The organism is Stenotrophomonas sp. Sm10 (assembly GCF_030985515.1).
GTDB lineage: Bacteria > Pseudomonadota > Gammaproteobacteria > Xanthomonadales > Xanthomonadaceae > Stenotrophomonas > Stenotrophomonas hibiscicola.
In genome coordinates this window covers 34,112-55,839 of record NZ_JAPTFO010000021.1, presented here as the reverse complement: position 1 = coordinate 55,839, position 21,728 = coordinate 34,112, and the positions used below count along the sequence as shown (strand labels likewise).

The following is a 21,728-nucleotide window of genomic DNA, read 5'->3' as shown; positions in this document are numbered from 1 at the left end:
GCAGTACCTGGGTTGGTGCCGACCGTTGGTCGGCACACGGCCTATCGCGTATGCCCGAACACCAGCTCGATCACGAACTGGCTGCCGAAGAACGCCAGCAGCAGCAACAGCATCGCCGCCAGCGTCCAGTGCACCGCCTTCATGCCGCGCCAGCCGTAGCGGCGGCGGCCGATCAGCAGCACGCCGAACACGATCCACGACAGCACGCTCAGCACGGTCTTGTGCACCAGCTTCTGCGCCAGCAGGTCATCGACGAACAGTACGCCGGTGACCAGGGTCAGGGTCAGCAGCGCGAAGCCGACGGTGATCACCCGGAACAGCAGCGATTCCAGGTCGGCCAGCGGTGGCAGCGCGCGTAGCCATGGCCGGAACTCGCGGCGGCGCAGCGCGCGCTCCTGCAGCCACAGCATGATCGCCAGCAGGGCGGCGATGCTCAGCGTGGCATAGGCCAGCAGGGCCAGCCAGGCGTGGCTGGCCAGGCGCCAGCCCAGCACCTTGCTCGGCTCGTGGCCGTAGCCGTGGTAGGCCAGCAGCAGCACGGCAGCCAGTGGGAACACCACCACGCCCAGCGCCGACATCCGCCCGCGCGCGCCGACCAGCGAGGTCAGCCAGGCCATGCCCAGGCCGACCAGCGACAGCGCGGCGAAGAAGTGCATGTCCGGCCCGCCGGTGGTACGCATCGCCACCATCACGTGGTAACCGCCATGCAGCAGCATCGCCGGCAGGGCGGGCCACAGCCAGGTGGGCGAGCCGGTGGTTTCATCGCGGCCGAGCGCGCGCACCAGCAGGGCACTGGCAGCCAGGTAGAGCAGGACGGCGATGAGAACGATTGTCATCGTTGCAGTTTCGCATACCCCTGTGATGCTGGCGACGGCCCTGTGGTCGCAGTCCGGGGCGACGGCCGGACCCGTTATACTGTCTGCCTTATTGTCCCCCGCTTTCAGACAGGTTGCGCCGCATGTTCGAGTCCCTGACCCAGCGCCTTTCCGGCACCATCGAGCGCCTGCGTGGCCGTGGCCGCCTGACCGAGGAGAACATCCGCGAGGCGACCCGTGAAGTGCGCATCGCACTGCTCGAAGCCGACGTCGCGCTGCCGGTGGTGCAGGCCCTGATCGAGCGCATCAAGGTGCGCGCGGTCGGCCAGGAAGTGCTGAAGTCGCTGACCCCGGGCCAGGCCCTGATCAAGGTCGTGCGCGACGAGCTGACCGCCGTGATGGGCGCCGAAGCCAGCGACCTGAACCTCAACGTTCCCGCTCCGGCCATCATCCTGATGGCAGGCCTGCAGGGTGCCGGCAAGACCACCACGGTCGGCAAGCTGGCCAAGCACCTGAAGGAAAAGCGCAAGAAGAAGGTGATGGTGGTGTCGGCCGACGTCTACCGCCCGGCCGCGATCGAGCAGCTCAAGACCCTGGCCGAGCAGGTGGGCGTGCTGTTCTTCCCGTCCAGCGCCGACCAGAAGCCGGAAGCCATCGTGCGCGCGGCCATCGACGATGCGCGCAAGTCGTTCGTGGACGTGCTGCTGGTCGATACCGCCGGCCGCCTGGCCATCGACGAAGCGATGATGGCCGAGATCAAGGCCCTGCACGCGGCGGTGAATCCGGCTGAAACGCTGTTCGTGGTCGACGCCATGACCGGCCAGGACGCGGCCAACACCGCCAAGGCCTTCGGCGATGCGCTGCCGCTGACCGGCGTGGTGCTGACCAAGACCGACGGCGACGCCCGCGGCGGTGCCGCGCTGAGCGTGCGCTACATCACCGGCAAGCCGATCAAGTTCGTCGGTGTCAGCGAAAAGCCGGAAGGCCTGGACGTGTTCCACCCGGACCGCATCGCCAGCCGCATCCTCGACATGGGCGACGTGCTGTCGCTGGTCGAGCAGGTCGAACAGCAGGTCGACAAGGACAAGGCCGCCAAGCTGGCCGAGAAGGTCGCCAAGGGCAAGAAGTTCGACCTGAACGACATGCGCGACCAGCTGGAGCAGATGCAGAACATGGGTGGCATCGGTGGCCTGATGGACAAGCTGCCGGGCCTGGGCAACATCCCCGATCATCTGAAGCAGCAGGTCAGCCAGGGCAAGGAAGTGCCGCGCATGATCGCCATCATCAACTCGATGACCAAGAAGGAACGGCGCAACCCGAACCTGCTCAACGGCTCGCGTCGCGCGCGCATTGCCAAGGGCTCGGGCGTGACACCGGCCGACGTCAACAAGCTGATGAAGCAGTACATGCAGATGGAAAAGATGATGAGCAAGATGGCCGGCGGCGGCATGAAGGGCATGTTGCGCAGCATGAAGGGCATGATGGGCGCCATGGGTGGCCGCGGCATGCCGTTCCGTTGATGACGGCCCCGGTCGCAGTCTGATGTAGCGCCCGAGCCCACGCTCGGGCGGCGGCGCACAGTCGCCGCAGCAGGCCGTCAGGCAGCAGGCTCGACTCTTCCCCTGTCCTGCGCGCACCATGAGGGCCTGTCCGAAACGATGGGCCGTCATGCAGAGTTCCGCTGTATCTTCCCGCGTCGAGGCGTTCTGCCGGCGCTTTGACGTTTCCGTTCCGATCCTGCTGGCACCTATGGCCGGCGCCTGTCCGGTGCCGTTGTCGGCCGCGTTGGCCAATGCCGGCAGCATGGGTGCGATGGGCGCGGTGCTGTCGTCATCTGCCGATATCGGTCGCTGGATGGAGGACTTCCGCGCGACCTCCACCGGCCCGGCACAGGTGAACCTGTGGGTGCCTGACCCCGTGCCGACCCGTGACGTTGCCGCCGAGGCCGCCAGCCGCGCCTTCCTCGCGCAGTGGGGCCCGGACGTGCCGGCCAGCGCCGCCGATGCCACGCCCGCCGACTTCGAAGAACAGTTCGCCGCGCTGCTGGCGGCGCGTCCTGCGGTGGCCTCGACCATCATGGGTGTGCTGCTGCCGCGCCACGTGCAGCAGCTGAAGGACGCCGGCATCGCCTGGATCGCGTGCGCGACCACGTTGTCTGAAGCACGCGCTGCCCAGGACGCCGGCGCCGATGCCGTGGTGGCGCAGGGCGTGGAAGCGGGTGGGCATCGTGGTTCATTCGATCCGGCGATGGCCGAGCGCCAGCTGGTCGGCCTGTTCGCGCTGCTGCCACGGCTGGCCGATCACCTGCACATCCCGGTGATTGCCGCCGGCGGCATCGCCGATGGCCGTGGTATCGCCGCCGCACTCACCTTGGGCGCCAGCGCCGTGCAGATCGGCACCGCGTTCCTGCGCACGCCGGAAGCGGCGATCGCCTCGGCGTGGGCCGATGGGCTGGCCGCCAGCGAACCGGAAGACACCTGGCCGACCCGTGCCTTCAGCGGTCGTCTGGGCCGTGGTCTGGCGACACCCTACGTGCGCGCCGCCGCCGCAGAAGGCGCCCCGGCGCCGCGTCCGTACCCGGTGCAGCGCGGCCTGACCGCGCCGATGCGCAAGCAGGCCGCGCAGGAAAACCGCCTGGCGGCGATGCAGGCCTGGGCCGGGCAGTCGGCGTGGATGGCGCCGGCGCAGCCGGCCGCCGACGTGCTGCGCGGCATGTGGGAGCAGGCGCAGGCACTGTTGCCATGATGGTGAGCTGCAACGGCCAGCCGGCGCAGGTGGAGGATCTGCTGCCGGCGCTGGTGAACTACGGCCACTTCACTTCGCTGCAAGTGCGCGACAGCGCAGCGCAGGGCTTGGACCTGCATCTGGCGCGGCTGTCGCAGGCCACGCGCGAACTGTTCGGCAGCAAACTGGATACGGCGCAGGTGCAGGGCTGGATGGCGCAGGCGCTGCGGCAGGCCGGCCTGGCCGATGCCTCGCTGCGGGTGACGGTGTACTCGCGCCGCTTCGATTTCCGCAATCCGCTGGCGGCGGTGCCGGTGGACGTGCTGGTGGCGGTTTCAGCGCCGGTGACGCTGACTGCCTCCAAGCGTGTGCGCAGCGTGACCTGGCAGCGCGAGCTGCCGCAGCTCAAGCATGTGGGCACCTTCGGCCTGTTCGCCGAGCGCCGCGCGGCGATGGCCGAAGGATTCGACGACGTGCTGTTCGTGACCGCCGATGGCGAAGTGAGTGAAGGCAGTACCTGGAACCTGGCCGTGCACGATGGTGAACGGCTGCTCTGGCCGCAGGCGCCGGCCCTGCGCGGGACCGCCGAGGCGCTGCTGAAGCAGCATTGGCCGGGGGCGCAGGCCACGCAGCCATTGCGGCTGGCGGATATGGCCGGCGTGAAAGCCGCTTTTGCCTGTAACGCCAGCGGTCTGTGGGCGCTGGAGGCCATTGACGGGCATGTCCTGGCCGGCTCGCCGGCGCTGGCTGAACAGGGCAGGGCGGTGCTGGCGGCGGTGGCCTGGCAGCCGCTCTCCTGAACGAGGCGCGCGGGCTGCCGGTCGCCAAGCATGGCCGGACGCTACCTTGAAGCGTTGCAGCCGGTAGCGCCGGGCCATGCCCGGCGGATGCCGCCGCAGCGAACAACGCACCGGGGTTCCAATCCGATATGAGTACGGTCACCGAGCAGCATCGCGCGGTAGCGATGCACGCAATCAAGATCATGGGGGGGGAGGGGCGGCCCAGGGTCCAGGCCTTTCACGATGATCATCGCCTGCGTTCGGTCGATATCCTTACGACGTCCAACTCGCCGGAAGCAGGGCTGAAGTCCATCTCGTCCATCGGTCTGTCGGATTTTGCTTTATGTCATTCAGAGGGGCACGAGCTGGAAACCCGCGTCGAGCTGTGCGCGTGTGCGGAAGATGACACGCAGCACTGGGACAACGTGGTCGCCTCGACCGCCTTTGCAATCATGCGTGATCGTGCGGCGGTGTGGCCGGGTTGCGTGATTCCCGACATCCTGCAGGACTACTTCCCATCGACCCGGATGCCGCACGTCTATCTGGTGCTGCCCTTCTTCTGGAATGACGCAAGTTTTCCAGGGTTGGAGGTTCCGCCGGTGGCGATCAACTGGCTGCAGTGCATCACCATCCACGAATCCGAGCGGCAACTTGTCGAGCGGATTGGCGGCGATGCATTTGACGACCTGCTGCAGCGGCACGAGGTAGATGTGCTGGACATGCATCGGGCGCCTGTCGCTGGAGCACGTTGACGTTATCGCCATGGGGACGTCGGCGGGGTAAGTCAGAAGTTGATCACATTGCTGAACAAAAGCCGCCGGGCATGGGCCGGCGCTACCGCGAGGGCGCGGCGTCATATGGGGTTGGCTAGGCCGGGCTCTGCCGCTATAATCGCCCGCTTACCTCGCCATCCTGGCGACTGGGCAATAGGAAAAACACCATGGTCAAGATCCGACTGACCCGCGGCGGCGCCAAGAAGCGTCCGTTCTACCACATCATCGTCACCGACGTGCGCAGCGCGCGCGACGGCCGCAACATCGAGCGCGTTGGCTTCTACAACCCGGTCGCCCAAGGCGCCGAGAAGCGCATCGAACTGGACCTGGCCCGTGTTGACCATTGGGTCAAGAACGGCGCCCAGCCGACCGACAAGGTCCGCAACCTGATCAAGGAAGCGACCAAGTCCCAGGCCGCTGCGGCCTGATCCTGACGGGCCACGCTTCGGCGTGGCCCTCTTGGTTGAAGCAGATGAAAGATATCGAGCGCCGCATCCTGCTGGGCAGGGTTGTCGGCGCTTTTGGTGTGCGCGGCGAGATCAAGCTCGAGTCCTGGACCGAGCCACGTTCCGCCATTTTCCGTTACCAGCCGTGGATCGTGCGCAGCCCGTCCGGCGTGGAAACCACGATAGAAGGTGTGCGTGGCCGTGACAGCGGCAAGCACCTGGTCGCCCGTTTCCCGGGCGTCGAGGACCGCGACGTGGTCGAAGCGATGCGCGGCACCGAAATCTACGTGGCCCGCAGTGCATTGCCGCCACCGAAGCCCGACGAGTACTACTGGGTGGACCTGGAAGGCCTGGACGTGACGACCACCGAGGGCGTCGCCCTGGGCCAGGTCTCGCACCTGTTCAGCACCGGCGCCAATGACGTGGTGGTGGTCCGGGGTGACCGCGAGCGGATGATCCCGTTCGTGCTGCCGGACTTCGTCAAATCGGTCGATTTCGAGGCCAATCTGGTCGTGGTCGACTGGGATCCCGAGTTCTGAGCAGACGCATGCGTTTCGACGTCATCACCCTGTTCCCCGAGTTCCTCGCCCAGTCCGCTGGATTGGGCGTGGTCGGGCGCGCGCGGGAGAAGGGGCTGTTCAGCCTGCATGGCTGGAACCCCCGTGATTACGCCGAAGGCAACTATCGCCGGGTGGACGACCGTCCGTTCGGCGGTGGCCCGGGCATGGTGATGCTGATCGAGCCGCTGCAGGCCTGCCTGCAGGCGATCCGTGAGGCTGATCCGACCCCGGCTCCGGTGATCTACCTCAGCCCGCAGGGTGCGCCGTTGACCCAGGCCAAGGTGCGGGAACTGGCGGCGCTGCCGCGCATGGTCCTGCTCTGCGGCCGTTACGAGGGCATCGACGAGCGTTTCCTGGAGGCCAATGTCGACCAGGAGATCTCCCTCGGCGACTACGTGCTGTCCGGGGGCGAGCTGGGCGCGGCGGTGATCATCGACGCCGTGGCCCGCCTGCAGGACGGTGCCCTGAACGATGCGGAATCGGCTGCGCAGGACAGCTTCGAGGGCGACCTCGGTCTGCTCGACTGCCCGCACTACAGCCAGCCGGCCCAGCACCCGCTTGGGGACGTGCCGGAGGTGCTGCGCTCGGGCAACCACGCAGCCATCGCCGCCTGGCGCCGCCAGCAGTCGCTGCTCCGGACTGCCCAGCGACGCCCGGACCTGCTGGATGAACAGGCGCTGGGCAAGGCCGACCGCAAACTGCTGGACCAGGCCCGCCAGGCCCGGAAACCCAAGGCCAGCCCCTAGCGCAGGGCTGGCCTTATCGGCTATCATGGCCAATTCCCGCCAGCCCCGGTTGGCGCGCGCAGTACCCAAAACAAACGTGCAGCACAGTCCGGTGACTGCATGAGCCCACGTTGTCGATACGACACGCCCACCCGAACAAGAATCGGTGTAACCCATGAGCAAGCTGAACAAGTCCATCGTCGCGGAATTCGAATCCGCCCAGATCACCCGTGAACTGCCGAAGTTCAGCCAGGGCGACACCGTTGTCGTCAACGTGAAGGTGAAGGAAGGCAGCCGCGAGCGCGTGCAGGCCTACGAAGGCGTCGTCATCGCCACCAAGAACGCCGGCCTGAACTCCTCGTTCACCGTGCGCAAGATCTCGCACGGCTACGGCGTCGAGCGCGTTTTCCAGACCCACAGCGCCATCATCGACTCGGTCGAAGTGAAGCGTCGTGGTAAGGTCCGCGCCGGCAAGCTGTACTACCTGCGTGGCCTGGAAGGCAAGGCTGCCCGCATCAAGGAAGACCTGGCTGCCGCTGCTGCCGCCAAGGCTGCCCGTCTGGCCGAAAAGGCCTGATAAACAACTTCGGTTGTTGCCGCGACGGCCACCTTCGGGTGGCCGTTTGCGTTTCCGGCATTGCATCGGCCACGATCGGGTGATGAATGACGTCAATCCGCACTATCCCGTCGTGATCCAATCGGCGCTGCGCTTTCTTGATGACAAGGGGCTGGCACGCGCGCAGTCGGCGCCGCTGTTGCATCGGCTGCTGTGGCGCGCAGGCATCGCACTGCCGCCGCCGATCCTGGCTGGTTTCGGTACCAATGCGCTGGTGCAGGGCCTGCTGTTCGGGCTGTTCTGGACCGCGCTGATGTGGCTGATGCTCTGGCAGGGCAGCGAGCGCCCGCTGGTGCTGTTGCTGGTGGCAGGCCTGTCGGCCGGAGCGCTGTTCGGCCTTGTGATGGCGGCGCTGATGCGCTCGCTGCGCCGCCACCGCCAGCTGCCGGAGTGGCGCCGGTTCCGCGCGCGGCAGGCGGACTGAGCCGATGGCGCACTGCGCCGTGAGGCCCGGCACAGGCCGCGCTAGGCTGCAGCGTCATTCCGATGGTCGTACCGTGCGATGCCTGCCAAGCGAACCGCACCCACCGCTTTGCCCACGCTGCTCACCGGTGGCAACCCGCAGATCGCCAAGGGCGAGGGCGATGCTCCGGTGCAGGCGTACATCGCCGCAATGCCGGATTGGAAACGTCCGATCGGCGCACGGCTGGATGCCCTGATCGAACGGGCCGTACCCGGGGTGCACAAGGCGGTGAAGTGGAACTCGCCGATGTATGCGGTGGCTGCGGGCGCAGGCTGGTTTCTCAGCTTCCATTGCTTCACGCGCTACATCAAGGTGGCCTTTTTCCGCGGCGCTGCCTTGACGCCGGTACCACCGGAGCGCTCCAGGAGCGCCGACACGCGCTACCTGAACATCCACGAATCCGGCCTGTTGGATGAAGCGCAGTTCCTGGACCGGGTGCGCCAGGCCGCTGCGCTGCCCGGCGAGCGCATGTAAGCCCGGCATTCCGTTTCCCTTCCCGACGAGAGTTCCTGATGGCCACGCATGCTCCCAACCCTGACGATGCCGGAACCCCGGCGGCCGAACTGATCGATGCACGCATCGCCGCGCTGGGGGACTGGCGCGGCGAAACGCTGGCACGCGTGCGTGCGTTGATCCATGAAGCGCTGCCCGACGTACAGGAAACCTGGAAGTGGCGCGGCACGCCGGTGTGGGAGCACAACGGCATTCTGTGCACCGGCAAACCTACAAGCAGGCAGTGAAGCTGACCTTCGCCCACGGTGCCGCGCTGGCAGACCCGAAGGGCCTGTTCAACGCCAGCCTGGAGGGCAACACGCGGCGCGCGATCGACATCCATGAAGGCGCGATGCCCGATTCCGCGGCGTTGAAGGCACTGCTGCGCGCGGCGGCGGCGTTCAATGCGGCGAAGAAGAAGAAGCGCTGACCGTCTTCTGTAGAGCCGAGCCCATGCTCGGCTGACAGGCCTGTGCGGACCAACGGTCCGCACCCACCTCACCGTGGCGGGGCTGACTCCAGCGCGGCATCCGGGTCGGCCACCGGCGACGGCGGACAGGCCGGAATCTCCGACGGCGTGGCCAGTTCCTCAGCGTGCGAAGGCTTGCCGATCATCTTCGCCTTGCGCCAGCCGCCCCAGCGGTAATACGCCAGCGACAGCAGCATAGACACGAACGAGCTGACCGGGAAGCTCCACCAGATCGCGTCGGCGCCCCAGTACGGTTGCAGCAGTTCGGCAAACGGCACGCGCACGCCCCACAGCGAGCCGGCCAGGATCAGCAGCGGCGGAATCACCGCGCCGGTGGAGCGCACTACGCCGGAGATCACGAAGCTGACGCCGAAGAACAGGAACGAGCCGATCACTACGTGGTTGAGGTGGCGCGCGATGTCCAGTGCCTGGCTGGCCGGTGGCAGGAACAGCGCCAGCAGCTGGCGATCGAACACCACCAGCGGCAGGATCAGCGCGCCGGTCAGCAGGAAATTGAACAGCACGCCCTGGCGTGCGGTGCCGCGTACGCGGTCCCAGCGCTGCGCACCGACGTTCTGCGCCGCCATCGAAGAGCACGCCGCGCCGATCGCCATCGCCGGCATCTGCAGGTAGTTCCACAGCTGCAGGGACGCGCCGTAGCCCGCGGCGGTGTCGGTGCCGTACTGGTTGACCATGGTCATCAGCAGGATCACCGACAGCGAGATCAGCACCATCTGCAGGCCCATCGGGACGCCCTTGATCACCAGCGCCTTGAGGATGGTCAGGTCGAGCCTGAACAGGCGCATGTCGGCGCGGCCCAGCCACAGGGTGTGGCGCTTGTGCCGCATGTACAACAGCAGGCCGGCCAGCGACAGCGTCTGCGCGATCAGCGTGGCCCACGCCGAGCCGGCGATGCCGAGCGCGGGGAGCGGCCCCATGCCGAAGATCAGCACCGGGTTCAGCACGATGTCCAAGGCCACCGACACCAACAGGAAACGGAACGGCGTACGCGAATCACCGGCGCCGCGCAGCGCCGCGGTAAGGAAGGCGAACGCGTACAGCGTCGGCATCGCCAGGAAGATGATCTGCAGGTAGGCCTCGGCCAACGGCAGCGAGGCGGTCGGCGTGCCCATCGCCGCCAGCAGCGGGTGGGCCATGAACCAGCCGGCGATGGCGATGATCACCGACAGGCCGATGAAGAAGGTGGCACTGGTGCCGACCACGCGCCGCGCCTGCGCGATGTCGCGCGCGCCGATCGCCTGTCCGATCAGGATGGTCGAGGCCATGCCGAAGCCGAACACCGAGCCGATCAGGAAAAACATGATGTTGTTGGCGTTCGCGGTGGCGGTCAACGCCGCCTCGCCGAGGAATCGCCCGACCCAGACCGCGTTCACCGACCCGTTCAGCGACTGCGCGATGTTGCCGGCCAGGATCGGCAGCGAAAACAACAGGAGATTGCGCCCGATCGGGCCGGAGGTCAGGTCAAGCGGCGCTTTGGCCATGGAGTGGTGATCGAATCCCGGGAGGCGCACACTAGCACCAAGCCGGTTTGCGGGATGTGGCAATGCATCAACGACTGCAGGTGAAGCGGAGCGTGGCGCTGGCCTTGATCGGCGCCGCCCTGGCCGCATGTTCGACGGGTGACCGGCTGGGCGATACCCAGGTGCGGCCGACCGACCGCCCCGAGTGCCTGGTCGGCAGCCAGCGCCAGGATCTGTCTGCTGGCGTACCCACGTTGATCGGCGGCAGCGGCTGCCGCACCGACCCCGACAACCCGCGTCCCCTGAACAAGCGAACGGAGTAGTCCCTGCCGATGACCGAGCTTTCCCCGCTGTCGCCCAGTGTCCGCCTGGACATCTGGCTGTGGGCGGCCCGTTTCTTCAAGACCCGCAGCCTGGCCAAGCAGGCGATCGAAACCGGCAAGGTGAGCGTGGCCGGGCAGCGCCCGAAATCCTCACGCGCGGTGCGCGTCGGCGAGCACTTGCAGGTCAACCGTGGTGAGGAGCATTTCGAGATCCAGGTGCTGGGCCTGAGCGACCAGCGCGGGCCGGCGCCGGCGGCGCAGCAGCTGTATGCCGAGAGCGAGGCCTCCAAGGCGCGCCGTGCCGAACAGCGTGCGCTGCGCATCGCCGCACGCGATGGTTTCCAGCCGCCGGAGCACAAGCCGGACAAGCGCGCACGCCGGTTGATCCGCGCGCTGGGTGATATCGACGCGTTGTAGGCGTGCGCCGGGTCATTGCCCGGCGCACACAAGCCTCAGCGTTTGCCGCCCAGCAGGCTGCCGCCGATCTTCAGCAGGTCGCCGACACCGAGCTGGCCGTCACCGTCCTGGTCCAGCACGCTGCCGAGCAGGCCACCGGCGATGCCACCCTGCTGCTGCACCTGCTGTTTTTCCTGGCCGAGGGCCTGGCTGAGCGCGCCTGCATCGGCTTGTCCGCCGCCGAGGCGCTGGGCGAGGAAGGCCATCACGATCGGTGCCAGGATCTGCAGCAGCTGGCTGGTGCGGCCGCTGTCGAGCTGGGTGGCCTGGGCCAGGCCGGTTTCCACCTTCTGCTGGCTGCCGCCGAAGATGTGGCCGAGGATGCCGGCGCCGTCGCTGGCGGCACCACCGCCACCGCCGCCCAGCACTGAACCGAGCACACTGCCCAGGTCCAGCCCACTGTGGTTGTTCTGCAGTGCGCCGAGCAGCGCCTGCGCGCCCTGCGGCTGCGAGGCATTGTTGCCCAGCGCGCCCATCAGCACCGGCAGTGCGGCACTGATCGCACCGGAGGCCTGGGTGTCGCTGATGCCGAGCTGCTGCGACACCTGCTGCAGCGGGGCGCCCTGCAGTTTGGCGAGAAGTTCATCGGTCAGGCTCATCTGCGGAATCCTTGATTGGGGTTGGGCGTGCAGAAGGTACGACGCGGACCGTTAAAACGGCGACGCCGCCCCACACGGAGGCGGCGTGCCGTACACGGGGCAGGGCGATCAGAGCTCGATGTCTTCGGCGCCCGGGGTGGCAGTGGGGAAGTCCGCTTCCGGCTGCGCCGGCTTGAACGGATCCGACGGCTGGCTGGCCAGCGCCTTCAGCGCCGCAGCGACGCCGGCACCGTAGGCCGGGTCGGCCTTGCTGCAGTTGTCGATGTGGCGCTGCTTGATGAAGTCCGGCGCATCGCCCAGGGCGCGGGCGGTGTTGGCGAACAGGCGGTCCTTCTGTGCCTGGTTGTAGCTGCGGAACAGCGCACCGGGCTGGCTGAAGTAGTCGGCGTCGTCCTCACGGAAGTTCCAGAAGTCGGCGTCGCCCCGGATCTTCATCGGCGGTTCGCGATACTGCGGCTGCTCCTGCCACTGGCCGTAGCTGTTGGGCTCGTAGTGCGGCAGGCCGCCGTAGTTGCCGTCCACGCGCATCGCACCGTCGCGGTGGTTGCTGTGCACCGGACAGCGCGCGGCGTTCACCGGAATCTGGTGATGGTTCACGCCCAGCCGGTAGCGCTGCGCATCGGAGTAGGCGAACAGGCGCGCCTGCAGCATCTTGTCCGGCGACGGGCCGATGCCAGGCACCAGGTTGCTCGGCGCGAACGCCGACTGCTCCACGTCCTGGTACCAGTTGACCGGGTTGCGGTTCAGTTCGAACTGGCCCACTTCGATCAGCGGGTAATCGCTCTTCGGCCACACCTTGGTCAGGTCGAACGGATGGATGCGGTAGGTTTCCGCTTCCAGCTCCGGCATGACCTGGATGAACAGCTTCCACTTCGGGAAGTCGCCCTTCTCGATCGCGGCGAACAGGTCGCGGCCGTGGCTTTCGCGGTCATGGCCGACCAGGATCTGCGCCTGTGCGTCGGTCAGCGATTCGATGCCCTGCTGGCTGACGAAGTGGAACTTGACCCAGAAGCGTTCGCTGTCGGCGTTGGTGAAGCTGTAGGTATGCGAGCCGAAACCGTGCATGTGGCGGAAGCTGCGCGGGATGCCGCGGTCGCTCATCACCACGGTCACCTGCAGCAAGGCCTCGGGCAGCAGCGTCCAGAAATCCCAGTTGTTGCGCGCGCTGCGCAGGTTGGTATGCGGGTCGCGCTTCACGGCCTTGTTGAGGTCGGCGAACTTGCGCGGGTCGCGCAGGAAGAACACCGGCGTGTTGTTGCCGACCAGGTCCCAGTTGCCTTCTTCGGTGTAGAACTTCAGTGCGAAGCCGCGGATGTCACGCTCGGCGTCGGCGGCACCACGCTCGCCGGCCACCGTGGTGAAGCGCGCGAACATCTCGGTCTGCTTGCCCACCTTCTCGAACAGCTTGGCGCGCGTGTACCGGGTGATGTCGTGGGTGACGGTGAAGGTACCGAACGCGCCCGAGCCCTTGGCGTGCATGCGGCGCTCGGGAATGATCTCGCGGTTGAGGTTGGCCAGCTTTTCCAGCAGCCACACGTCTTCCATCAGCAGCGGGCCGCGCGGGCCAGCGGTCCTGCTGTTCTGGTTGTCCACCACCGGTGCGCCGAAGGCCGTGGTCATCGGCGTGACCGGATCGTCGCCGTGCTTCTGCTTCGGCGTGGTGCTCAGTTCACGCTGCTGCTGGGCGCCTTCTGCCGGCGACGGAGCGGTGTGATACGGGCACTTGGGACTGGTGTTATCGGACTGGCTCATGGCTGGCTCCTGCGGGTGAAGACGGGGGTGGAACATCTTCACTCGACTTTAGCTAGGGCCAAATGAAATGAATAATCGAATGATCCGTTCAGGCCGATAGTTTCTGTCAATTGAAACGTGAAGTAGGATTTGCAGAGCCTTTCGGACGGCCGCCCGCGCCGTGGCGGGAGCCGGGGCCGGGCGCGGCAGTCCTAGAGCAGCGCCTTCAGGCGGTACAACGCTTCCAGTGCCTGCTTCGGGGTCAGCTCATCGGGGTCGATGGCCGCCAGCGCTTCCTGTGCCTTGTTCGATGGCGCGGCGAACAGCCCGAACTGCTGCGGGGCATCCAGCGCCTGCGGCGCCAGTTCGGCGGCATGGCTCTCCCCGCCGCGCTGCTCCAGTTCGGCCAGGCGACGCCGTGCCTGGGCCACGGTGGCGCGCGGCAGGCCGGCCAGTGCCGCCACCTGCAGGCCGAAACTGCGGTTGGCCGGGCCATCCTTGACCGCGTGCATGAACACCAGCGCCTCGCCGTGCTCGACCGCATCCAGGTGCACGTTGGCGATGCCGCTGCGGCCGCCTTCGTACTGTTCGTCGGCCAGCGCGGTCAGCTCGAAATAGTGGGTGGCGAACAGCGTGTAGCAGCGGTTCTGATAGGCCAGGTGACGGGCCACCGCATCGGCCAGCGCCAGGCCGTCGTAGGTGGACGTGCCGCGGCCGATCTCGTCCATCAGCACCAGCGAATGGGCGGTGGCGTGATGCAGGATGTAGCTGGTCTCGGCCATCTCGACCATGAAGGTCGACTGTCCGCGGGCGAGGTCGTCACCGGCGCCGATGCGGGTCAGGATGCGGTCGATCGGGCCGATCACCGCACGGCTGGCCGGCACGAAGCTGCCGATGTGGGCCAGCAGCACGATCAGCGCGTTCTGCCGCATGTAGGTCGATTTACCGCCCATGTTCGGGCCGGTGATGACCAGCATGCGACGGTCCGGATGCAGGTCCAGGTCGTTCGGTTCGAACGGCTGCTCGCGCACCGCTTCGACCACCGGGTGGCGGCCACGCTCGATCTTCAGGCACGGTGCCGTTTCCAGTTCCGGCCGCGACCAGTCCAGTGCCTGCGCGCGCTCGGCGAAGGCGGCCAGCACGTCCAGTTCGCTCAGCGCAGCGGCACACTGCTTCAACGGTTCCAGCTGTTCGCCGAGGGTATCCAGCAGCTGCTCGTACAGGTACTTCTCGCGAGACAGCGAACGGTCGCGCGCGGACAGCACCTTGTCTTCGAACGCCTTCAGCTCTTCGGTGATGTAGCGCTCGGCATTGGTCAGTGTCTGGCGGCGGGTGTAGTGCACTGGCGCGCGGTCGGACTGGCCCTTGCTGATCTCGATGTAGTAGCCGTGCACGCGGTTGTAGCCCACCTTCAGGGTGGGAATGCCGCTGCTTTCGCGTTCGCGCTGTTCCAGGTCCACCAGGAACTGGTCGGCGTGGGTGGACAGGCGGCGCAGCTCGTCCAGCTCCTCATCGAAGCCGTCAGCCAGCACGCCGCCGTCGCTCAGTTTCAGCGGCGGCATTTCGGCGATGGCACTGGCCAGCAGCTGCGCGCACGCATCGTGTTCACCAAGTGCGGCATGCAGGGCCTGCAGGCGCGGTGAGTCCAGCGGTGCCAGCACCTCGCGCACGGCCGGCAGCAGCCCCAGGCCGTCGCGCAGCGTGGAGAAGTCGCGCGGGCGCGCCGAGCGCAGCGCAACGCGGGTGAGGATGCGTTCCAGGTCGCCCAGGCGGCGGAACTGCTCGCGGATGTCGGCGTCCGCGCCGCGATCGATCAGGGTTTCCACCGCATGGTGGCGCTGCACCAGCACCTCGCGCAGGCGCAGCGGACGATGCAGCCAGCGGCGCAGCAGGCGCCCGCCCATCGGCGTGACCGTACTGTCGAGCACGCCCAGCAGGGTGTTGCGGGTATCCCCGTCCACGCGCGTATCCAGCTCCAGGTGGCGGCGGGTGGCGGCGTTCATCGCGATCGCCTCGCCGGCGGTTTCCATCGCGATCGAGGTCAGGTGCGGCAGGCGCTGCTTCTGGGTCTCCTCGACATAGCCGAGCAGGGCGCCCGCGGCTGCGGTCGCGCGCGGCTTGTCATCGATGCCGAAGCCGCTCAGGTCATGCAGCTTGAAAAACGCCAGCAGCTGGCGGCGGCCGCTGTCGGCGTCGAACAGCCACGGTGCGCGGCGGCGCACCCCGGTGCGCTGGCGCAGGAACTCCGGCCAGTTCTCCTCGTCCGGCACCAGCAGCTCGGCCGGTTCCAGACGGGCCAGTTCGGCTTCCAGAGCGTCGTCGGTTTCCACTTCGTTGACCAGGAAGCGGCCGCCGGCCAGGTCGGCCCAGGCCAGGCCATAGCCCTGCTTGCTGCGCGACAGGGCCATCAGCAGGGTGTCGCGGCGCTCATCCAGCAGCGCCTCGTCGGTGACCGTGCCGGGGGTGACGATACGCACCACCTTGCGCTCGACCAGGCCCTTGGCCAGCGCGGGATCGCCGATCTGCTCGCAGATCGCCACCGACTCGCCCAGCGCCACCAGCCGTGCCAGGTAGCCTTCGTACGCGTGCACCGGCACGCCGGCCATCGGGATCGGTGCGCCACCGGAACTGCCACGCTGGGTCAGGGTGATGTCGAGCAGGCGCGCGGCCTTGCGCGCGTCGTCGTAGAACAGCTCGTAGAAATCGCCCATGCGGAAGAACAGCAGCAGGTCCGGATACTCGGACTTGGCTGCGAAGAACTGCTTCATCAACGGGGTATGTTCGGCGGACTTGTCTTTGGACATGGGACTCGTGAATCGGGGCGTCCGGCCGCGCCGGAGGGCGGCGGCAGCGGAGCCGGTACAGGGCCGTCCATGGTAACTGCTGGGGCGCAGGGCTGCCGCCACTGGTGGCAGGCCGGTGCGGCACGAAAAAGGGTTCAGGCCGGGACCAGGGTGATCTGCCGATGGCTGTCGAAGATCTGCATGACGATCTCGAAGTAGGTCGGGCCCTCGCCCTGTCGCACCGCCTGCAGCCGGCGGGCGATCGCCCGCGCGTTGAAGCTGCCTGGTGCGTCCAGCTTGGCCTGCAGCCACTGGCAGGTCGCCTCCACGCCCAGGGCCGCACGGCTGTGGGCGATATCGCGCCAGATCAGCGTGGCCTGCGCCTGCCCGGCCAACGCGCCATAGCCGCCATGCAGCAGGTCGTCCAGTGCGTCCAGGCTCGGCCCGAGCTGCCATGCCTCGCCGGCCATGAACACGCGGTTGATCTCCGTGTAAAGGCTGGCGATGTCATCAATGGCGGCGCCTTCAATCTGCAGGACGAGGGTCATGCGCCGACTGTAGCGTGGTCCGCGCTGTTGTTGATGGCCCAGCACGAGAGAGCTTTGCGCGGTCGCTCCGGGCTGAATGCCATCTGGCATCGCGGTGCGCCTTTGCCACAGGTCACGACGGACGTCGAAGGATGCGTAGAGGGCCAGCGACGATGCGAATCATTGCACTGGCTACGTGGTGGCTTGCTTGCAGTGGGCGGACGCCACGCCGCCATGCATCTTCTGCATCGGTCATGGATGCCAGGGACTACTCCGGAGAAACACCGATACTGAGCGCGAGTTCATGAGGCTCTCTCGAGAAAGTATCGAACGTTCTTTCCCAGGCCAGAGGCGGAAGGAAGCGTGGCACATGCCTCTGGTGGCTTCTTCGCAGCACAAGTTAATGCTGGCTACTCGTTCTCCATGCGCCGTCACCGGCTAGCAAAATGAATAACCCGCATTCAGGTCGAATATTGGGTGGTCCGATGCGCGTTTGCAATGCGCGGCTGCAGGAATTTGCCGGTGCGCGGTTTTCACAACAGCCCGCACATTTCAGGATATCTGGATCGATACAATAATATCGGCCCATAAAGTTTCCCCTGCCTGCGCCGCCATCGACCGTACGGCCATTGATCAAGGGAATTGAGATGCTCGCCTTACGCAACCTCCGAGTGGGATCCCGGCTGGGCGCCGGGTTTGGTTTGCTGCTGCTGTTCATCGTCGCCATCGTCGGCCTGGCGTTGTACGGAAATCACCTGAAGTCCACCCAGTTCGAGAAAGTGGTGGACGTCAACATGGTGAAAATGCGGTTGTTGAACGAGATGCTGGATACCAATAATGCGGTGCTGATGCAGCGCCGGCTGATGGTGATCAAGCGCGGTGAGGATTTCGACAGGGATTATCGGAAGGCGCAGGAGCTGTCGCAGGCTTACGACGCCATATGGGCCAAGTACATCAAGATTCCGCGTGATGCCACCGGCGATACGCTGGTCGCGCGGATCGACGCGGCACGCAAGGCCACCGACGCGTCCACCCGGCAACTGCATGAGCGCATGAAGGCCGGCGATTTCGACGGTGCAGCCAAGGAGCTGCTTGCCGAGCAGGGCCTGGCGACGGCCTGGAACGAGGCGATCTCCACCCTGCTGCGGCACCAGGAGGTGCTGACGGCGCGCAGCCGCGAGGACTACCGCGCGACCGAGGCGTGGACCGGCACCTTGTCGATCGTGTTCGGCGTGCTGAGCCTGATACTCGGCTCGCTGGCCGCATGGGCCATCACCCGCAGCCTGACCCGGCCGCTGGAGGGAGCCGTGAAGCTCGCCGATGGCATCGCCAACGGGCGGCTGGACAGCAGCATCGACGCCTCCGGCAACGATGAGGTGACGCAGCTGCTCAGGTCGATGCAGCGCATGCAGGCGCAATTGCAGTCTGTGATGGCGGCGCAGGGGGAACTGGCTCGCCAGCACGATGCGGGCAGCCTCAGCTATCGCATGGATGAGAGCGCCTTCCCCGGTGACTACGGGCGCATGGTGCACGAGACCAATGCGCTCGTCGGCTCGCATGTGCAGGTGCAGAACCGGTTGATCGAAGTAATGAAGCACTACGCCAGGGGCGATCTGTCGGTAGACATGGATCCTCTGCCGGGCGAGAAGGCCGCGATCACCCAGGCGATGGACGAGACCAAGGCCAGCCTGTCAGCGATCAACGGTGAGATCCGCAGGCTGGCGACGGCAGCAGCGGCGGGGGACTTCAGCCTGCGCGGTGACGAGCAGCGCTTCGCTCACGATTTCCACGACATGGTGGCCGGGCTCAACCGGCTGATGCAGACCACCGACGAGAACCTGGTGCAGGTATCGAGCCTGTTGCAGTCCATCTCGCGCGGTGACCTGACCGTGCGCATGCAGGGGGACTTCCACGGGGTGTTCGCCCGGATGCGCGATGACTGCAACGCCACCGTCGACCAGCTCACGCAGATCGTCGGCCGCATCCAGGCCAGCGCGTCCAGCATCAACCTGGCGGCAGGCGAGATCGCCGCGGGCAACACCGACCTGTCGCGGCGCACCGAGCAGCAGGCGGCGAACCTGGAAGAGACTGCGGCGTCGATGGAGGAACTGACCTCCACCGTGAAGCAGAATGCCGAGCACGCACGCCAGGCCAATCAACTCGCGATCGGCGCGCACGGTGTCGCTTCGCAGGGCGGCGAGGTGGTCGGCCAGGTAGTCACCACGATGTCGGCGATCGAGGCCTCGTCGAAGAAGATCGCCGAGATCATCTCGGTCATCGATGGCATTGCTTTCCAGACCAACATCCTGGCGTTGAACGCGGCGGTGGAAGCCGCGCGAGCCGGTGAACAGGGCAGGGCTTTGCGGTGGTGGCCAGTGAGGTGCGCACACTGGCACAGCGCTCGGCGGGTGCGGCCAAGGAAATCAAGGGCCTGATCGAGGATTCGGTTGGCAAGGTCGCCGACGGCTCGGCGCTGGTCCGCCAGGCTGGCACCACCATGGGCGAGGTGGTGGCCTCGGTGCAGCGGGTGACCGACATCATGGCCGAGATATCTGCCGCATCGCAGGAGCAGAGCTCGGGCATTGAACAGGTCAACCAGGCGGTGGTGCAGATGGACGAGACCACGCAGCAGAACGCGGCGCTGGTGGAAGAGGCCAGCGCCGCGGCTCGTTCCATGGAGGAGCAGGCCAATCTGCTGGCCGAAGCGGTTTCGGTGTTCCGCACCAGTGCGGCAACCACGGCCGCAGCCGTGCGTCCGGTCCTGGCCGCGGTCGCGGCGAAAGTGACTCCGGTACGCCGGCCGGGGGTACTGGTACCACGCATCGAGCCGACGCTGGCTGCGAACGCGGGCGGCTGGGAAGAGTTCTAGCAACAGCGCATGCCGGCAGGGAGACGGCGCCCATCACGATCGTTGACCGTGATGGGCGCGGATTTTTTCCCTGAACGCGCGATGGCCGGCGAGATTGGGGACACGCCCATTTCACTTCCGGTTGCCAACCGCTGGGGGACACTGGCCCCGTACCGGAACTCAGGAGATGGCCATGAAGACCTCGACCCGATTGCTTGTGCTGGGTACCCTGCTGGCGGCCTCGTCGGTGGCCGGCGCGCAGACTTACGGCCCGCGAGATGAGGGGCGCAGGTTCAACGACGGTAGCCGCGTGGTCTGCAAGAACGTGGAAGTGCAGCGCAACTCGCGCGATCCGAACCGCATTGCCGGTACGGCAACCGGCGCGGTAATCGGCGGCCTGCTGGGCAACCAGGTGGGCGGCGGCAACGGCAAGAAGCTCGCTACCGTGGCGGGCGCCGTGGCCGGTGGTGCGGCTGGTCGCCAGATCCAGGGCAACAGCCAGCAGAAGAACGGCGACCGCGTCGTCGAGCGCCGCTGCGAACGCGTCTATCGTTGATCGGTCGCTGCCACACCTGTTCGGCCCTTCCACATCGCAGTATTCGAACGCCGGCCCCGCGCCGGCGTTCGTCGTTCCGGACCCGTATCGCTGAATCTGGCGTCATGCCTATACTGCGCCGACTCAACGGATGAACGTCCAGTGAACGAATCGGCTCCAGCTCCCCAACCGGCACCGCTCGCCGGGCATGACCCGATAGCGGAAGCGACCGCCCATCCCCAACGGGTGCGTGATCGCACCGATGAACTCGAGCTGTTCATTTCGGGCCTGCTGGCGTTCGCGCTGCTGGCCGTGCCGGGCTATCTGTTCGACGCCTGGGCGCGCAGCAGCCTGCACACCGAAGGCATGTACTTCCAGATGCTCTGGTTCGGTTTCAGCATCAGTGTCGGCATGTGCTATGTGCTGGCAGTCGCCTTGATCATCCACCTCACGGTGCGCGGCTACTGGATCGGGCTGATCGGCCTCCGGTCGCATTTCCCCGATGGCATTGACTGGGCGCGCCTGCCAAGAATGGGGGCGGTCACGCGCGCTTTCCTGCAGGCCCGGGACGGAGGCCTCGATGGCAGCATCGAACGGGCCGACCGGCTGGCGACGATGCTGTTCTCGACCACCCTGCTTGCCGTACAGACACTGGCGGGCACGCTGGTGTTGGCCGTCCTGACGCTCGGTGTGTCGATGGTGATCGGCGCGCTGTCAGGTGGCGCCGATCATGTCGCCATGCTCGCCCTGTGCAGCGTGCTGGCCGCACTGTTGACGCTGGCTGTTACCCCCGGGATCCTGGAAAAGATCGTGGCGCGGCGGCAGGCGCGCGGGCAGCCCCATGAGCGACCGCAGCGACTCCTGCAGGGCATGCTGGCGGCCCTGCAACGGGTTCCGCTGTTGCGCCTGATGCAGACCATGCAGCTGACCATGCAGAGCAACCTGCGCTCGCGCTCGTTCATGGCGGCCTACCTGTTCGCGGTGCTGGTAGCGATGCTGCTGGCCGCCGTGCAGGTGATGGCGTCGTTGAAGTTCTCGCTGTTCAACCGGTACCAGATCGTCACGGAAGCGGCGGTTGAGCACGGCATGCTGAGTGCGCATTACGAATCGATGCGTTCGGCGCATGACCAGCTGCTGCCGTACCCGATGATCCCGTCGGACACGATCAGCGGTGGGCAGCTTCGCGTGTTCATTCCGCATCGCCCGCAACGCGACAATCCGCTGGCGCGCCAGCATTGCACCGCACTTCCGGACGCGCACAATGAAGCCTCCGGGCAACAGGCCGCCAACGCCGCAGTGGAGTGCCTTTCCCGGCTCTGGCAGGTCAAGCTGGACGGCACCCCGGTCGACCTGCATGGCTTCGTGCCCATGGAGCGGCGCGACCTGGATATGCGCGGCCTGGTGGGGTACCTGCCTACCCGCGGCCTCGCGCCCGGACGCCATGACCTGGAACTGGTGTGGAATGCCACAGGCGGCGAGCGCGGGGGCGGACGGCGTCGCGCGTTCCGCATCCCGTTCTGGTACGCCCCGGATCCCTGAGCGTCGGCTCGAAGCGGCCATGCCGCGGCCCTTGAACAGGTTGC

20 protein-coding genes and 2 pseudogenes are annotated in these 21,728 nt (G+C 66.8%); 16 read left to right on the top strand and 6 right to left on the bottom strand.

Features of this window, described 5'->3' with window-relative positions; translation table 11 throughout:
* Positions 1-41: 41 nt before the first annotated feature.
* Entirely contained in the window at positions 42-836 is a 795-nt protein-coding gene (locus tag O0J15_RS08440; RefSeq protein WP_019659268.1) for an inner membrane protein YpjD, read from the bottom strand.
* A 122-nt stretch (positions 837-958) separates the two neighbouring features.
* Between O0J15_RS08440 and ffh the strand changes: the two genes are divergently transcribed.
* The 11 genes and pseudogenes from ffh to O0J15_RS08385 all read left to right on the top strand — a co-directional run bounded on the left by ffh (position 959) and on the right by O0J15_RS08385 (position 8,823).
* A complete protein-coding gene (gene ffh / locus O0J15_RS08435; RefSeq protein WP_010483267.1) occupies positions 959-2,335 on the top strand; it encodes a signal recognition particle protein in 1,377 nt (458 codons plus the stop codon).
* 148 nt (positions 2,336-2,483) lie between these two features.
* Positions 2,484-3,560 carry a nitronate monooxygenase gene (locus O0J15_RS08430; protein WP_308305485.1) on the top strand — a complete coding sequence of 359 codons (1,077 nt, stop codon included), beginning with the start codon at positions 2,484-2,486 and terminating at the stop codon, positions 3,558-3,560.
* A complete protein-coding gene (locus tag O0J15_RS08425) occupies positions 3,557-4,339 on the top strand; it encodes an aminotransferase class IV family protein (RefSeq protein ID WP_308305484.1) in 783 nt (260 codons plus the stop codon). Before O0J15_RS08430 ends, O0J15_RS08425 begins: the two co-directional genes overlap by 4 nt.
* A 128-nt stretch (positions 4,340-4,467) precedes the next feature.
* Entirely contained in the window at positions 4,468-5,070 is a 603-nt protein-coding gene (locus O0J15_RS08420; RefSeq protein ID WP_308305483.1) for a suppressor of fused domain protein, read from the top strand.
* Positions 5,071-5,258: 188 nt separating this feature from the next.
* Positions 5,259-5,519, top strand: a complete 261-nt coding sequence (rpsP, locus tag O0J15_RS08415; RefSeq protein ID WP_005415733.1) for a 30S ribosomal protein S16 — start codon at positions 5,259-5,261, stop codon at positions 5,517-5,519.
* Between the two features lie 44 nt (positions 5,520-5,563).
* Entirely contained in the window at positions 5,564-6,076 is a 513-nt protein-coding gene (rimM, locus tag O0J15_RS08410; RefSeq protein ID WP_019659264.1) for a ribosome maturation factor RimM, read from the top strand.
* An 8-nt stretch (positions 6,077-6,084) separates the two neighbouring features.
* Positions 6,085-6,843 (top strand): tRNA (guanosine(37)-N1)-methyltransferase TrmD, encoded by a 759-nt coding sequence (gene trmD, locus O0J15_RS08405; protein WP_171952308.1) that lies wholly within the window; start codon positions 6,085-6,087, stop codon positions 6,841-6,843.
* Between the two features lie 154 nt (positions 6,844-6,997).
* Entirely contained in the window at positions 6,998-7,399 is a 402-nt protein-coding gene (gene rplS / locus O0J15_RS08400) for a 50S ribosomal protein L19 (RefSeq protein ID WP_005408597.1), read from the top strand.
* A gap of 82 nt (positions 7,400-7,481) precedes the next feature.
* Complete coding sequence (locus tag O0J15_RS08395) at positions 7,482-7,862, top strand: DUF6404 family protein (RefSeq protein ID WP_058983283.1); 381 nt, start codon at positions 7,482-7,484, stop codon at positions 7,860-7,862.
* A gap of 78 nt (positions 7,863-7,940) precedes the next feature.
* Positions 7,941-8,375 (top strand): DUF1801 domain-containing protein, encoded by a 435-nt coding sequence (locus O0J15_RS08390; RefSeq protein ID WP_308305482.1) that lies wholly within the window; start codon positions 7,941-7,943, stop codon positions 8,373-8,375.
* A 38-nt stretch (positions 8,376-8,413) separates the two neighbouring features.
* Positions 8,414-8,823: pseudogene (locus O0J15_RS08385) on the top strand (DUF1801 domain-containing protein).
* Positions 8,824-8,891: 68 nt separating this feature from the next.
* On the opposite strand, the gene O0J15_RS08380 reads toward O0J15_RS08385, so the two are convergent.
* Positions 8,892-10,364: an MATE family efflux transporter gene (locus O0J15_RS08380; RefSeq protein ID WP_308305481.1), complete on the bottom strand. Its 1,473-nt coding sequence runs from the start codon at positions 10,362-10,364 to the stop codon at positions 8,892-8,894.
* Positions 10,365-10,426: 62 nt separating this feature from the next.
* Between O0J15_RS08380 and O0J15_RS08375 the strand changes: the two genes are divergently transcribed.
* Both O0J15_RS08375 and O0J15_RS08370 read left to right on the top strand, forming a co-directional pair.
* Complete coding sequence (locus O0J15_RS08375; RefSeq protein WP_021202476.1) at positions 10,427-10,666, top strand: hypothetical protein; 240 nt, start codon at positions 10,427-10,429, stop codon at positions 10,664-10,666.
* Between the two features lie 9 nt (positions 10,667-10,675).
* Complete coding sequence (locus tag O0J15_RS08370; protein ID WP_021202477.1) at positions 10,676-11,083, top strand: RNA-binding S4 domain-containing protein; 408 nt, start codon at positions 10,676-10,678, stop codon at positions 11,081-11,083.
* Between the two features lie 35 nt (positions 11,084-11,118).
* Here O0J15_RS08370 and O0J15_RS08365 read toward each other — a convergent pair whose 3' ends face one another.
* The 4 genes from O0J15_RS08365 to O0J15_RS08350 all read right to left on the bottom strand — a co-directional run bounded on the left by O0J15_RS08365 (position 11,119) and on the right by O0J15_RS08350 (position 16,783).
* Positions 11,119-11,721 (bottom strand): DUF937 domain-containing protein, encoded by a 603-nt coding sequence (locus tag O0J15_RS08365; protein ID WP_058983293.1) that lies wholly within the window; start codon positions 11,719-11,721, stop codon positions 11,119-11,121.
* A 108-nt stretch (positions 11,722-11,829) separates the two neighbouring features.
* Positions 11,830-13,341: a catalase gene (locus tag O0J15_RS08360; protein WP_186008993.1), complete on the bottom strand. Its 1,512-nt coding sequence runs from the start codon at positions 13,339-13,341 to the stop codon at positions 11,830-11,832.
* Between the two features lie 323 nt (positions 13,342-13,664).
* Entirely contained in the window at positions 13,665-16,256 is a 2,592-nt protein-coding gene (gene mutS / locus O0J15_RS08355; protein ID WP_134730317.1) for a DNA mismatch repair protein MutS, read from the bottom strand.
* A 134-nt stretch (positions 16,257-16,390) separates the two neighbouring features.
* Entirely contained in the window at positions 16,391-16,783 is a 393-nt protein-coding gene (locus tag O0J15_RS08350) for a barstar family protein (protein WP_180876055.1), read from the bottom strand.
* Between the two features lie 626 nt (positions 16,784-17,409).
* Here O0J15_RS08350 and O0J15_RS08345 point away from each other — a divergent pair.
* The 3 genes and pseudogenes from O0J15_RS08345 to O0J15_RS08335 all read left to right on the top strand — a co-directional run bounded on the left by O0J15_RS08345 (position 17,410) and on the right by O0J15_RS08335 (position 21,684).
* Positions 17,410-19,631 (top strand): annotated as a pseudogene (locus O0J15_RS08345) (methyl-accepting chemotaxis protein).
* Positions 19,632-19,797: 166 nt separating this feature from the next.
* On the top strand, positions 19,798-20,166 hold the full coding sequence (locus O0J15_RS08340; RefSeq protein WP_014646414.1) for a glycine zipper 2TM domain-containing protein: 369 nt from the start codon (positions 19,798-19,800) through the stop codon (positions 20,164-20,166).
* Positions 20,167-20,307: 141 nt separating this feature from the next.
* Positions 20,308-21,684 (top strand): hypothetical protein, encoded by a 1,377-nt coding sequence (locus O0J15_RS08335; protein ID WP_204323388.1) that lies wholly within the window; start codon positions 20,308-20,310, stop codon positions 21,682-21,684.
* Positions 21,685-21,728 lie beyond the last annotated feature (44 nt).

Excerpts from the sequence above, each read along its gene's own strand:
- O0J15_RS08440 (WP_019659268.1), bottom strand. The coding sequence starts at position 836 with ATGACAATCGTTCTCATCGCCGTCCTGCTCTACCTGGCTGCCAGTGCC.
- ffh (WP_010483267.1), top strand. The coding sequence starts at position 959 with ATGTTCGAGTCCCTGACCCAGCGCCTTTCCGGCACCATCGAGCGCCTG.
- O0J15_RS08430 (WP_308305485.1), top strand. The coding sequence starts at position 2,484 with ATGCAGAGTTCCGCTGTATCTTCCCGCGTCGAGGCGTTCTGCCGGCGC.
- O0J15_RS08425 (WP_308305484.1), top strand. The coding sequence starts at position 3,557 with ATGATGGTGAGCTGCAACGGCCAGCCGGCGCAGGTGGAGGATCTGCTG.
- O0J15_RS08420 (WP_308305483.1), top strand. The coding sequence starts at position 4,468 with ATGAGTACGGTCACCGAGCAGCATCGCGCGGTAGCGATGCACGCAATC.
- rpsP (WP_005415733.1), top strand. The coding sequence starts at position 5,259 with ATGGTCAAGATCCGACTGACCCGCGGCGGCGCCAAGAAGCGTCCGTTC.
- rimM (WP_019659264.1), top strand. The coding sequence starts at position 5,564 with ATGAAAGATATCGAGCGCCGCATCCTGCTGGGCAGGGTTGTCGGCGCT.
- trmD (WP_171952308.1), top strand. The coding sequence starts at position 6,085 with ATGCGTTTCGACGTCATCACCCTGTTCCCCGAGTTCCTCGCCCAGTCC.
- rplS (WP_005408597.1), top strand. The coding sequence starts at position 6,998 with ATGAGCAAGCTGAACAAGTCCATCGTCGCGGAATTCGAATCCGCCCAG.
- O0J15_RS08395 (WP_058983283.1), top strand. The coding sequence starts at position 7,482 with ATGAATGACGTCAATCCGCACTATCCCGTCGTGATCCAATCGGCGCTG.
- O0J15_RS08390 (WP_308305482.1), top strand. The coding sequence starts at position 7,941 with ATGCCTGCCAAGCGAACCGCACCCACCGCTTTGCCCACGCTGCTCACC.
- O0J15_RS08380 (WP_308305481.1), bottom strand. The coding sequence starts at position 10,364 with ATGGCCAAAGCGCCGCTTGACCTGACCTCCGGCCCGATCGGGCGCAAT.
- O0J15_RS08375 (WP_021202476.1), top strand. The coding sequence starts at position 10,427 with ATGCATCAACGACTGCAGGTGAAGCGGAGCGTGGCGCTGGCCTTGATC.
- O0J15_RS08370 (WP_021202477.1), top strand. The coding sequence starts at position 10,676 with ATGACCGAGCTTTCCCCGCTGTCGCCCAGTGTCCGCCTGGACATCTGG.
- O0J15_RS08365 (WP_058983293.1), bottom strand. The coding sequence starts at position 11,721 with ATGAGCCTGACCGATGAACTTCTCGCCAAACTGCAGGGCGCCCCGCTG.
- O0J15_RS08360 (WP_186008993.1), bottom strand. The coding sequence starts at position 13,341 with ATGACCACGGCCTTCGGCGCACCGGTGGTGGACAACCAGAACAGCAGG.
- mutS (WP_134730317.1), bottom strand. The coding sequence starts at position 16,256 with ATGTCCAAAGACAAGTCCGCCGAACATACCCCGTTGATGAAGCAGTTC.
- O0J15_RS08350 (WP_180876055.1), bottom strand. The coding sequence starts at position 16,783 with ATGACCCTCGTCCTGCAGATTGAAGGCGCCGCCATTGATGACATCGCC.
- O0J15_RS08340 (WP_014646414.1), top strand. The coding sequence starts at position 19,798 with ATGGCCATGAAGACCTCGACCCGATTGCTTGTGCTGGGTACCCTGCTG.